This is a genomic window from Zooshikella ganghwensis DSM 15267 (assembly GCF_000428585.1).
Lineage (GTDB): Bacteria > Pseudomonadota > Gammaproteobacteria > Pseudomonadales > Zooshikellaceae > Zooshikella > Zooshikella ganghwensis.
The window spans coordinates 23,416-35,545 of sequence record NZ_AUAF01000016.1; the positions used below are offsets into that span (position 1 = coordinate 23,416).

The window sequence follows — 12,130 nt, forward strand, 5'->3', positions numbered from 1 at the left end:
TCAATAATGAGTTACAAATTTAAATGGGGTGATCCTTGAGCCACTCTTTCCCTTTAGGAGTAATTTGATAAGCTTGCTCAGGGTGTTTGATTACATCCGGATAAAGGTAGTTAATCAGCCCTTCTTTTCGTAATGGGGTTAAATGACTGGTTTTAAGCCAATTAACCTGCTTGCCTAAATAAGTAGCCAGTTGCTCGGCACTCTGTGGGCCTAAAGAACATAATTCTAAAATGACTGGCCACAGTTTATTTTTCCGTGCTTTAGGGCCTAGATGGCTGATGGCATTTTGTAGTGATTCAGATAGCTCACTTGTATTTGCTTCAAGCTCACTTGTATTTGCTTCGAGCTCACTTGTATTTGCTTCGAGCTCACTTGTATTTGCTTCGAGCTCACTTGTATTTGCTTCGAGCTCACTTGTATTTGTATCAGCCGATACTTTGCTAGACAGCTGGTAATAGGTTGAAGGTCCTGCGCCTGCTTTATCAAGAAGTGCTAGTTGGTGGCTTAAACGACGAAGTACTTGGCTTGCACCTAAAGTATCCAAACCACTTATTGAACGGAGGGTGGCATTATCAATCGCCCCTGTTTCTTTCGCCAGCACCAGTGCTTTTGCTTCTACATCGGTTAGTTGCAAGGATGAAAATTGCTTTAACCACTCCAGCTGTTCTGCAACCATTAACTGGTGTAATAAGTAGGTGGCAGTAAATTGGTTTTCCAGTTGGTGATTGGTAAAAACGGGCACAGTAAGCCCTGCTTCAGTTAATAAGCGGCGCATGGTGCGAATGCCAGTGCCTTTGGTTTCGGCAAAGTCTAGGTCATATAATACGGCGGCTAAAATCGGGTTGCGGAGCTGCGAGCCCATTTCACCCAGCATGGTTTCTGGCTTTAAGGAGTAACCCGCATTGCGAATTTCCAGCCGGTTACTATAGCGCACCACCAAGGTTGGCTGGTTTACTTGATAGTCACGATGCATAAGCGCATTGACTACGGCCTCTCGAACCACCTTGTGAGGCAGTAATGGTTGATCAGCCCGTTGCGTTTCGCCTTCTTTTAAAATGAAGTGACGAGGCATATCATCCAAAATGGTGGCTTCTAACCGGGTAATTAGCCGAATAATCGGTTCGCGAAAATCTTGGGTTGTCGCAAAACGCTGGCTTGGGTCTTCTACCCATTGGGTGCCTTGAATACGCACATAATCTACTCTGACGACAGGCAGTAAACGGCGAAGAGAGAGCGGTTTAGCCAATAACAATAACCCGGCTACATTGGGTAGATAACTGTCATTACGTTTTTCTACCAGCCTTAATGCACGCAGCATTTCCTCATCACCGGCTTGCAGCTCTTCTGCCTGAGGACGCACTCGGGAGCGTAGTTGCCGGTAAAGCTCAATGGCAGAAGGGTCTAAATCATCCCATTCAGCGTCAGGTAAAATAACCTGCTCAAAACTAATTCCTGATTTAGCCAGTAATAATGGTGCTAATTCTTGTTGAGAACATTCATAGTCACCATTTAAGCCACGGCGCCATACCCCCGTTTTACGCTTGTTTTTACTGCCATGCTTGCCAATAAATCCGCAGGGTTTGGCGGCTGGGTCTAACTCAGACACAAAAACACCAATCACCAGTTTTCCTTCAATAGTGGTATGCTGGCTTTGGACTGGTATCGCAATGTCAAACTGGGTGCGACAATTGCCTTGTAATTCATTTAGTAACTTATCGGTGTCAGTAACGCCTGTTACCCAATAATTGTCGTGTGTCTCATCAGGTTCTGAAATACCCAGTAATAAAAACCCACCACCTAAACCAGGCTCATTAGCAAATGCACAAACGGTTTGCATAATGGAGTCACCAATATGCGTGGCGCGTTTCGCCTCGATGCGAGGGTGTTCATCCAGCGCTAATAATTCCTGATAAACCTCCTCCACCGACCAATCCATTTAAGCAACCTCCAACTCGTCAACGTTAACTCGGCGTTTACCAGTTAATAATTGCTGCATTAAGGCTTTTTTCTCTTGCTTTAAGCAATCGAGTTTTTGTTGTAGGGTTTCGATTTCTTTATCAACAGTTGAGAGTATGGTGGCAATTTTTTGTTGTTCTTCTAGTGGAGGGAGAGAAAAATGGGCTTTATTAATTCCATTGATCGATAATCCAAACCTAGTTGCCCCTGTTGCAAGGGTGAAAAAGTAGTATCGTGTTTGGGGCATTGATAACAAAAAATTTAAAAAAGCTCCATCAAGCTTTTTATTGTTTGGACGGATGATTGCTAGATGATAACCACATACGACGCCTCCAAGCTCCTCTGCAACTAATGCTGGTACAGCAATATCTCCTGGTGTTTCTGAATCCTTAGTGATAATTACATCACCAACCTGTAATGTAAACTTATCAATTTCAGTTTGTTTGGCTGTTGCCCTCATAAATTTAAGCTTGCGATTAATGTATGTGTTGTAATAAACATCTGTGTAATTACAAAGCTCAACAGGAATCTCATTATCAACAGTTTTTTTATCAACTGGACTCACAATTACTTTTGCTATGTCTGTGAGATGGTGGTCCGTCCACTCCCCACTAAATCCCGGCAAACGCTTTTTACCAGTCAACAACTGTTGCATTAGTGCTTTTTTCTGTTGTTTGCTATTCGCCAGTAGTTGTTCTGTGGTGGTAATGGCTTTATCCCAGGTGGATAGGATTTTGGCTATTTTTTTTTGTTCGGGGAGGGGGGGGCATATCACTTTAACTTTTCTTAGTTCCTCCAAAGAGATTTCTTTGAAAGTACTACCTTTGCTCAAAGCATTTATTCTATTAAGAACTGGAGAGCTTGAGATTTGATAGAAATGAAAAATATTGTGATGATTTTCATTTACTGAAATTCTAGCTGTTCCTTGTGTAAGGTTAGCCTCGGGCAAGTCTTTAGGTACTATTGCAGATTCACCAATATTGCCTCTCAAGGAGAAGACTATATCACCAGGGTGCACGGATGATCGGCGATACTTGTAATGTATATCGTGGCTGGTTTTTTGCAAAGAGTCAGGTTTAATAGTCCCTTTAACATCAGAGCTTTTAATGTAGGGTACTCCGTTAGGAACATGTGGGCCAGCTTGAACTATACCGTAAGAAATTTTTTCTTTCACGATGTCTGACAAGGGAGATACTAACCATTCTTTAGGATTCATACCCTAACTCCTCTAAATACCTTGCCATTTCGACTTCTAGCTCTGCCAACTGAGCCTTTAATTGTTCCCGCTGTTGTCGCACAGCTATCAAATCAATTTCTTCCTCTTCTTCAAAGGTATCGACATAACGAGGGATATTTAGGTTGTAATCGTTTTCTTGAATTTCTTTTAAACTGGCGACGTAGGCGTATTTATCGACATTTTCACCACCACGATAGGTGTTAACGATTTTATCGATATTGTCTTGAGTGAGTAAGTTTTGGTTTTTGCCGGCTTTAAATTCTCGGCTGGCATCGATAAACATGACGGAATCATCTTGTTTATCACGAGCAAATAATAAAATAGCTGCTGGTATACCCGTGCCGTAAAATAATTTTTCTGGCAGGCCAATTACGGCATCTAATAAATTTTCGTCAATTAATTGCTTGCGGATTTTCCCTTCACTGCTGCCGCGGAATAATACGCCATGGGGGACTACTACACCCATTCGGCCAGTGGTGGGGTTGAGGGTTTCGATCATATGCAAAATAAACGCATAATCCCCTTTGGTTTTAGGCGGAATGCCTCGGCGGAACCGGCTGAATTTATCGTGCTCTGCTTCGTCATGGCCCCACTTATCTAGCGAGAAGGGTGGGTTAGCAGTAACAATATCAAACAGCATTAAATTACCGTTTTTATCCAGCAACTTAGGGTTGCGGATGGTGTCGCCCCATTCAACTTTGTGGTTGTCTTCACCGTGCAAAAACATGTTCATTTTGGCCAATGACCAGGTTGAGCCAATCGCTTCCTGACCGTAGAGCTCATAGTTTTTGCTGTTGTGGTGCTCTTTTACTTTTCGGCCACATTTCATTAATAACGAGCCGGAACCACAGGCTGGGTCGCAAATGGTATCGCCGGGCCTTGGGTCCAGCAACTCAGCAATCAGTTCAGATACTTCAGGTGGGGTGTAAAACTCTCCAGCTTTTTGTCCGCCGCTGGCCGCAAAGTTTTTGATTAAGTATTCGTAGGCATTACCAATGACATCCAGTGAACCGACCCGGCTGGGCTTCAGGTTGAGTTCAGGTTTGGCAAAGTCTTCTAGCAGGTGGCGTAAGATAGTGTTCTTTTGTTTTTCTTCACCGAGCCGGTCAGTGTTAAAAGATATATCCTGGAATACACTCTTACCGGCGTCTTTTAATTTATTGCCATTCGCTTCTTCAATCGCATGCAGTGCCTGGTCAATGCGCTCACCATTACCAGGCTCGTGGCGGTGTTCCCAGAGCGTGTAAAAGCTGGCGGATTTGGGGAGCACAAAGCGCTCTTGCTTCATTAGCTCTTCAATCAACGCCGGCTCATCACCATGTTCTTTTTGGTATGCTTCATAATGGTCTTGCCATACATCACTGATGTACTTCAAGAACAGCATAGTTAGAATAAAGTCTTTATAGGTATCTGCACTGATGGTGCCCCTAAAGGTGTCACAGGCAGCCCATAGGGCTTTGTTGATGGATTCTTGATTGATGGGTGTCATGCCTATAAGCCTATTACCAAGTGTATATGCTGTTTACATAAGGCCAATGATACATCACTCGACAAAAGGCCCCAAACGTTTCTACGACACTCTCTGCCTCTTATTTCTAAAAACTACGAGAAAAACATTTGCACCACTTTGTTAATGCAAAACTCAAAAAAAACAGCCTTCCTGTAAGCTAAAGGACATTTCTAAACCAAAGTTCTCTCTTAAGCAAAGCTTACAATCCTAAAGCACAATGTTGGCAAAACGACGGGTGAGATTGTTTACGGAGCAACTGCCGGGAGCAGTGTGAGGGGCAGAGGCCATGGATGGTCTTCTGACACGGGCGAAGTAAATAATCTTATCCGTCGTGTTTTCCCTCATACCCTTCGCGAATCACTCAATATCTTTCAATAATCATTTCTTCATAGCACTCAGCCTAATGGGCCAGCTAGCGCCTTTAAAATAACTATTGTTTAAAATATCGTGTGCATCAGTACAGCACAAGAAGCAATCAACCCTGTAGCCTTGTTGCTACTGACGCCCTTCAAGCTACCAATAACCATTAACGCTAAGTACTACAGATGTTCATTACCTAATGTTCAGCGTATAGTTATGGACCTACGACTACCTCAAAGTGTCTCCAGCAATGGCAAATGGACGAGTTAAGAGTGTTGCAATGACAAGTATTCATCAGTTTATCCCAAAGCTAACCATTAATGATTTGTACGACTGGGCAAGTGTTTCTATTGTTAAGCGTGGTAAAAGCTATATTGGTTATGTGGGTGATATTTTTATCACCGAACAAGATGAGTTGGTTGCTGAAGTCGAAGGCACTGAGTTTTATGTAACCCGTATATTTCTAGATAAAGAAAACCAATTAAGCGCTGATTGTAGCTGTCCTTACTATGCAAATTGTAAACATGCTATTGCATTGATTTTAAAAGCTGGACAGTATTTAAAAAACTCAAAGAAATTTCCATTACTCACCGAAGATGATGATCTCTATTATGAGCTTTACGATGACAACAGTGAAGATGATGAGTCTTCTTTAGAAGCTAATAGCGAAACAACGCTTTCCACCTATGAATTACAAGTACATCGAGTACTGATTAAAAAAAGCCATGAAGAGCTATGTGATTTCTTAATAGAAATAACGAATAGATATCCTGAAATACGAAAAACTATTTTAGAAAGTCATCGCTTTAATCATAGTGATGCAAAGCAACAGGTTGCATTACTACGCAAAAAAATAAAAGAACTAAGTCGAATCGATGCCTGGTCTAACCACTGGGACAATGACAGTAATATTCCAGATTATGCCCCTGTTCGCATTCAGTTAAAAGCGCTATTAAAGCAAGGTCATGCTGATGATGTTCTGCAACTAGGGGAGTATCTGTGGCAGCTGAGTTATGACCAGGCACAAAATGCCAATGACGAAGGTGAAACAGCAAGTGAACTTGGCGAATGCATGGAAATTATTGTACAAGCACTGCCTAATACGAGCCTACCCCCTGTAGATCAGCTACTGTGGCTTATTGATCGGCAGTTAAATGACGATATAAGCGTATTAGATATTGCCTCTAATCAATTCGATTTTTCAAGATATACGCCGACTGACTGGCAACACGTTGCTGATAGCCTTATAAAAAAATTAAACGTAATGCCTACGTTATCCGCAAACAGAAGTTTTTCTAAACGTTATTATCGTAAGCAATTAGTAGAAAAAATTATTGACGCCCTAAAAGCCAGTGGTCAGTCAGCAAAAATAGTATCTCTACTGGAAACAGAAGTGGAGCAGTGCGAAAATTACCAAGACCTTGTCGATGAATTACTAAGCATAGGTGAAGTCGAAAAAGCCCGACAGTGGTGTATTGATGGTTTTTATAAAACATTGGAGGATTCGCCAGGAATAGCAAGCCAACTGCAAAAGCAATTATGTGAAATGGCCAAAAAAAATTGTCAGTATGATTTAATCGCTGCTTACCATGCGCAAAGTTTTTTTAATATGCCTTCTCTAGATACCTATCAGGTTTTACAAAAAGCTTGTGAAAAAATAGACTGCTGGGATGAGATTCGCAATAAAATTATTAATTATTTAGAAACGGGTCAGCGACCTGATTTGACAGCCAAAAATAATCGCAAACGAGACTGGCCATTACCTAAGCCTGAAGTGCTCTACCCTCAAGAACAAAAGTTTAAAACGATTTTTCCTGATTACGACTTACTCATTTCAATAGCCATTCACGAAAAGCGTAATGATGATGTGGTAGCCCTCTATTTAAAAAGCCAACAGGGAGGTAATAACCGGGTTTTCAGTCGCTACAGCCACTATCAAAAAGATGTTGCTAATGCCGTTGCTGACACTCACCCCAATATTGCATTAACAATTTGGGACCAAATAGTTGAATCATTAATTGCTGAAGTAAACGCCAGATCTTATATAGCTGCCATCGATTATTTACGTAAAATGCATGTTGTGTTTAAAAAAAATGACCGTCTAAAGGAATGGGAAAAGCGTATTGCTAGAATTCGTACCGAACACAAACCCAAAAAGCGCTTACAACAAGAACTTAACGCACTTGTTAGCGAAAAAGTGGTTGGATGAGTTTTTATAAACATTGATTACCACGCTTGAACTTAGCAGTTGACCTCAACACACAATAAAAGCCGACTTTTCCTGGTGATATTGTGATAAGATAAGCTGGTCCCGTACCAGTCAACTAGATAAAGCTCATGACAACATTAACCATTACTGATTTTGCTACTCAATCAAATAGTAATAACGCTACGAACAAAGAATGGAGAAAGCTTCAAAAACTCTGGCATGAGATAGATAAGAAGCAAGCCAGGAACCAGCGCTACGAAAAAAAAGTCTCTGATTTCTTTGAGCAGTTTAAAGGGCAGGTTCAAACACACGAGCAAAGCGTCTGCGTTGCTGTCGAAAAATACATCCGTCACTTGTTGACGTTTATACCCCGCAAAACTATCAAAGGCTCACAGCGTGAAGCACTTTATGCATGGATTGAAGATGAGTTACGTGCACTGGATGCCAATCCATTCCGCCAGTTCAGCATAGAGCCACTTAGGAATGACTTTCTTCAAGCAGTACTCAACTTCAGCCACAAGCCCTTACAAAAACTCAACTTGGATGCTGAAGAACTCGACTACTTTCGGGAAGATCTCGCAGATATGATTGGCGAAAAAGCCTTCAGCCTCAGTGATGAAGAACTTACAAATTTACTTAAGGAACCCACTGACTTAAAGAAATTTCTTGAAATGTTTATTCAAGAAACCTTTCATGACTCTGATGATGAAACCCATGAAGATACTGACGGGAATGCATTTGACGATGATTTCTTTCATCACCGTGGATATTCACACCATGAACACCAGGTGTCTTCTGAGAAAGGACTAGCTTTTTTTAAAGACAAAGAAATCACCATGCTATATCGCCAACTTGCTAACCGGTTGCATCCAGATAAAGAGCATGATCCACAGAAAAAACAACATAAAAAAGAGCTGATGCAACAGCTTTCTCAAGCTAAAAAAGATAAAGATACTGTTGCAATGATTTTACTGGCTCAAACACATCTTCCTGACTTTGAGTTCAAGCTTGATAAAAAAACCTTTTCTGGCTTACAAGCCGCACTGGAAGATAAAATAAGACAACTTAATCAAGCTTATTATCAGCAACAGCAAGGTTCAGATATACAAAACCAAGTATGGAAAAAATTTGGTGGCGGCAGTAAGCATTCAAGAGAAAAAACCATTACTGAGTATGCATTGCATCTCAGCAATCAAGTCGAAGAGCTTGAAAGAGAAATAACTGAGTTAAAAACAGTCAAGAAAATGCAGAGCGTCCTTCGTAGCCGAATAGAGCAAGAGTTTATTTATGAGCTTTTGGAGCATGAGTTATTTGAATAAGCATCACTTTTACTCAAATCGTTTAATTCGCAATCTTTTCTTACCATAATGTTGCTCCTCAACGAGAAGCTAATGCTTTATTAGGTATCGAAGAACAATATGTCTTTCATTGTGGGTAGAACTTTTGAGCTGATCTTAAAATAAAAAGCCAGGAATAAATATCCTGGCTTTTTTAAATCAATTAAAACAAAGCTACTAAAAAATCACTACATATCCCAATATGCTTCTTCTAAGCTGTCTTCCCGCTCAGGTAAACCATGTGCTAAACGTGGTGAGCTTTGCACCAGAATTTCATAGCTTACCCGGTTTGCGTATTTACAAACCTGCGCAAAAGAAGAATATGTCATGTAATTACGGTCGTGCTTGCTTGAGCTGGGCATCACTTTATTGTGGAAACGATTTGCTGCCATATCATGCAATAAAGCGGCTAACGCACCATCACCTGCACCATTGGTGTTTACAATACGTTCCGGGCCCCCCATAAATGGACTTATGTGGGAAATTACTTTAATGGGTTCTTCGCAATTTTCTTTGAGTAATGGCCGAGAGAATTCGTAGCGGTTGTATTCAGGGATAACACCTGACTTTAACGGGTATTTTGTAATTCGCGCACATTGTTTATCAGTGTACCCACCAAAATATAAACCGGCAGGTCCTGCGGTCAACAATACCATATCAGCCATATCTAATAATTTATCTATAGCCCCTAATGGATCTGACTCACCTGTTAGTGCTTCTGCTTCATCTTCATTACAAGCAACCAGATTAACATGAGCACGGATAAAGTCTTCGATTTCATCACGGTACTCAGAAACCATAAAATGAGTACCGAGCGTTAAGCCCACAGGCAGGTTTCTGGCTTTGGCAAGCTCAATACTTTTTTCCATAGCCTCATAGATAGTGCCATGCTCACGCGTACGAAACAGATACGCATTAAACACAACCGCTGAAGCACGCTCAAAGGCTTCTTCAGGTATAGACTCAGCTTTAAGCAAGTCCATATCCCCAGGCAAAATAACAAAGCTACGCTCACTGTCTGGAGTAATTAAAGTCAGTGCCCGACCAATACTCCGTACTGGTTGCATATAATCTAAGTTAACACGGGTACTGGTCGTTCTAAGGAAGTGATAAGCAGGTGAACCCACATGAATGGGATCAGCCATAACGCCTAGCTGAATAGCGGGTGCATCCGCCAAGATAGAAAAGTTATGTAGTGTATTACCAATGGTACTACCCGCTTGCTGATTACGGATGAGTCCTTGAGTAGTTAAATCAGCTAAGATCGCTTCACCAACGTCAGGGGCCGGTAAAACAGAGGTACCAGGCTGAATGCCATACTTTTCCATAAACTCGTAGGTGACATGGGCTTCAATATCGACCAAGGTCTGTTCAACACCAACCAAGGGATAGACCGCTTCAGCAATGAGATCACGCTCAGGGGAAAAGGGACGTGGCGTACCCACGGGAAAGTAGTGTTTAACTTTGCGCTTGCCTGGAAACTTCATGACTAAGAGACTTATCCGCAAAACGCGCTATTGTAGTGACTTCAACGCTTAATGCCAATGGGTAGAGGCCGAAAGATACAAGCGTTGCTTAATTAACTTCTAGCCTGCTAGACAGGACCTGTCTAGCGGCTTTTTCTTATACAAACAGTCCAAAGCACTTAACGTGTTGTTTACTCCTCACCATCAGCTAAACCAGCGCTTTACAAGAAATATCAATTACGCGGTCCGGCCAGCCTTGAATAAATTCCCGTTCATGAGACACCAAAATAACGGTTCCCGGATAGCAAATCAGAGCTTCTTTCAAGGCTTGTTTCATTTCTATATCCAGGTGTGTTGTCGGTTCGTCCAATACCAGCACATTGGTTTCTTCAACCGCCAAGCAACACAGCTTCACCTTGGTTTGTTCTCCACCACTTAGAGTATGTATAGGTTGTACTGCTTTACTACCAGCCACTCCAAACTCAGCCAGATATTTTCGAGCTGTTTTATTGGTAAGCGTAGTATTTGCAGAGCATACCACCTGTACTGGCGTAGATTCAGGGTAAGGCCAATATAACTCTTGAGCAAAGTACCCCCATTTAATTGATTTAGCGATATCAAGCTGTCCGGAAAGCAGTGGAATCTCGCCAATTAACGACTTAAGTAACGTAGATTTGCCCACCCCATTAAAACCTGCCACCGCAATCTTCTCGCCGCGCTGAATATATAAGTTAAGATCTGGCAATAATGAGTAGGTATAACCAATACCTAATTTTCGACTCACAATGACAGTCTGTGCATTGAGTGGGGAGTGTTTAAAAGTAAAAGAATAAGCTTGTTTTTGCTGGTTTATTTCAATTCTATCAATTTTAGCTAACTGTTTTTTTCGACCATTTGCAATCTTTGCATTCACACCAGCACCATTTTTTGCAATATAATTTTCCAGTTTTTGTATTTGGCGCTGTTGAGCATCATATTGGCTTTGCAACTGAAGACGCTCCTGCTCTTTCTGAGACATTGCTTTGGAATAATGACCTTTATATTTTTTAATTTGTTGATAATCTATATCGCAGATTCCATTCGCAATAGAGTCCAAAAAGCTAATATCATGAGAAACCACTAAAAAAGCGCCAGCATAATTAGCTAAGAAGTTAGCTAACCACTCTACATGCACAGTATCCAAAAAGTTTGTGGGCTCATCTAACAGCAAAACCTCAGGTTGCTGAAGTAATAACTTTGCTAGCATTACTTTATGGCGCTGCCCTCCACTCAAACTACCCATCTTGCTGGCCATCCCCAAAACATCAATTCCTAATCCTGCAGCAATTTGCTCAATACGATAATTCAAACTATAAAACTGCTCTTTTTCCAACAGAGACTGCAACTCCGCAGCACGGTTAAGCACTGCAGAAGATGTATCTGTAGCCATCTGCGCATAAAGGTTATTCAAATTTTTTTCTGCTTCAAATAATGTCTCAAAGGCGCTTGATAGGAATTGAAATATGGTTAGTTCAGGATCAAAGGTCGTGTGCTGATCCAGATAGCCAATCATAATGTCTGGTTGCCAAAGGATTTCACCTTGATCAGGTAAAAGCTCAGAACGCAGTAATTTAAGCAAAGTACTTTTTCCTACCCCATTCTCTCCCGTTACGCCAAGGTGTTCACCATGGTGCAGCGAAAAATTAGCCTGTTGATAAAGACGTTTTTCTGCAATTTGGTATGTCAGGTCTTTTACTATTAGTAAGCTCATATTATTTAAACCATAAAAAAAGCCGGTAACTAAGTACCGGCCCAAGGATTTTGCAATTTAATTTATATCTAACTATCGGATATAAAAAAGGCCGGTGATGAGGTGTCATCACCGGCCTTTTACAATTTTTCACAGACAATAAACTCCCTACGAGAAATTACGCATCTTTGTATACCCTTTGTTATGGGTATATTACGCTTCGCTGAGAGTATGTCTGATGAAGATTTCGTTATTTAGGCTCTGAGCAACACTTCATCGTGTATCTGCACAGAGCTTTGCCTTCTTATTAATTTCATTTCGTAAAC

At 41.3% G+C, this 12,130-nt stretch carries 7 protein-coding genes; 2 read left to right on the forward strand and 5 right to left on the reverse strand.

The window, feature by feature from the left end:
- Positions 1–19: 19 nt before the first annotated feature.
- The 3 genes from F607_RS0105895 to F607_RS0105905 are packed head-to-tail and all read right to left on the reverse strand — an operon-like array spanning position 20 to position 4,682.
- The gene (locus tag F607_RS0105895) at positions 20–1,936 is read right to left on the reverse strand and encodes an ATP-binding protein (RefSeq protein WP_027707347.1); all 1,917 of its coding nucleotides are present in this window, start codon (positions 1,934–1,936) and stop codon (positions 20–22) included.
- Complete coding sequence (locus tag F607_RS0105900) at positions 1,937–3,172, reverse strand: restriction endonuclease subunit S (RefSeq protein WP_038290289.1); 1,236 nt, start codon at positions 3,170–3,172, stop codon at positions 1,937–1,939. It abuts the gene before it with no gap.
- Positions 3,162–4,682: a type I restriction-modification system subunit M gene (locus tag F607_RS0105905; protein ID WP_038290291.1), complete on the reverse strand. Its 1,521-nt coding sequence runs from the start codon at positions 4,680–4,682 to the stop codon at positions 3,162–3,164. The genes F607_RS0105900 and F607_RS0105905 overlap by 11 nt, the downstream gene beginning before the upstream one ends.
- Positions 4,683–5,313: 631 nt before the next feature.
- Between F607_RS0105905 and F607_RS0105910 the strand changes: the two genes are divergently transcribed.
- Positions 5,314–7,272: an SWIM zinc finger family protein gene (locus F607_RS0105910; RefSeq protein WP_027707350.1), complete on the forward strand. Its 1,959-nt coding sequence runs from the start codon at positions 5,314–5,316 to the stop codon at positions 7,270–7,272.
- 128 nt (positions 7,273–7,400) lie between these two features.
- Positions 7,401–8,591: a hypothetical protein gene (locus F607_RS28325; RefSeq protein WP_051310966.1), complete on the forward strand. Its 1,191-nt coding sequence runs from the start codon at positions 7,401–7,403 to the stop codon at positions 8,589–8,591.
- 206 nt (positions 8,592–8,797) lie between these two features.
- On the opposite strand, the gene F607_RS0105920 is transcribed toward F607_RS28325, so the two are convergent.
- Entirely contained in the window at positions 8,798–10,096 is a 1,299-nt protein-coding gene (locus tag F607_RS0105920) for an inosine/guanosine kinase (RefSeq protein ID WP_027707351.1), read from the reverse strand.
- 187 nt (positions 10,097–10,283) lie between these two features.
- The gene (locus F607_RS0105925; RefSeq protein ID WP_027707352.1) at positions 10,284–11,825 is read right to left on the reverse strand and encodes an ABC-F family ATP-binding cassette domain-containing protein; all 1,542 of its coding nucleotides are present in this window, start codon (positions 11,823–11,825) and stop codon (positions 10,284–10,286) included.
- Positions 11,826–12,130 lie beyond the last annotated feature (305 nt).

Coding starts and splice junctions, on each gene's coding strand:
- F607_RS0105895 (WP_027707347.1), bottom strand. CDS start 1,936: ATGGATTGGTCGGTGGAGGAGGTTTATCAGGAATTATTAGCGCTGGAT.
- F607_RS0105900 (WP_038290289.1), bottom strand. CDS start 3,172: ATGAATCCTAAAGAATGGTTAGTATCTCCCTTGTCAGACATCGTGAAA.
- F607_RS0105905 (WP_038290291.1), bottom strand. CDS start 4,682: ATGACACCCATCAATCAAGAATCCATCAACAAAGCCCTATGGGCTGCC.
- F607_RS0105910 (WP_027707350.1), top strand. CDS start 5,314: ATGGCAAATGGACGAGTTAAGAGTGTTGCAATGACAAGTATTCATCAG.
- F607_RS28325 (WP_051310966.1), top strand. CDS start 7,401: ATGACAACATTAACCATTACTGATTTTGCTACTCAATCAAATAGTAAT.
- F607_RS0105920 (WP_027707351.1), bottom strand. CDS start 10,096: ATGAAGTTTCCAGGCAAGCGCAAAGTTAAACACTACTTTCCCGTGGGT.
- F607_RS0105925 (WP_027707352.1), bottom strand. CDS start 11,825: ATGAGCTTACTAATAGTAAAAGACCTGACATACCAAATTGCAGAAAAA.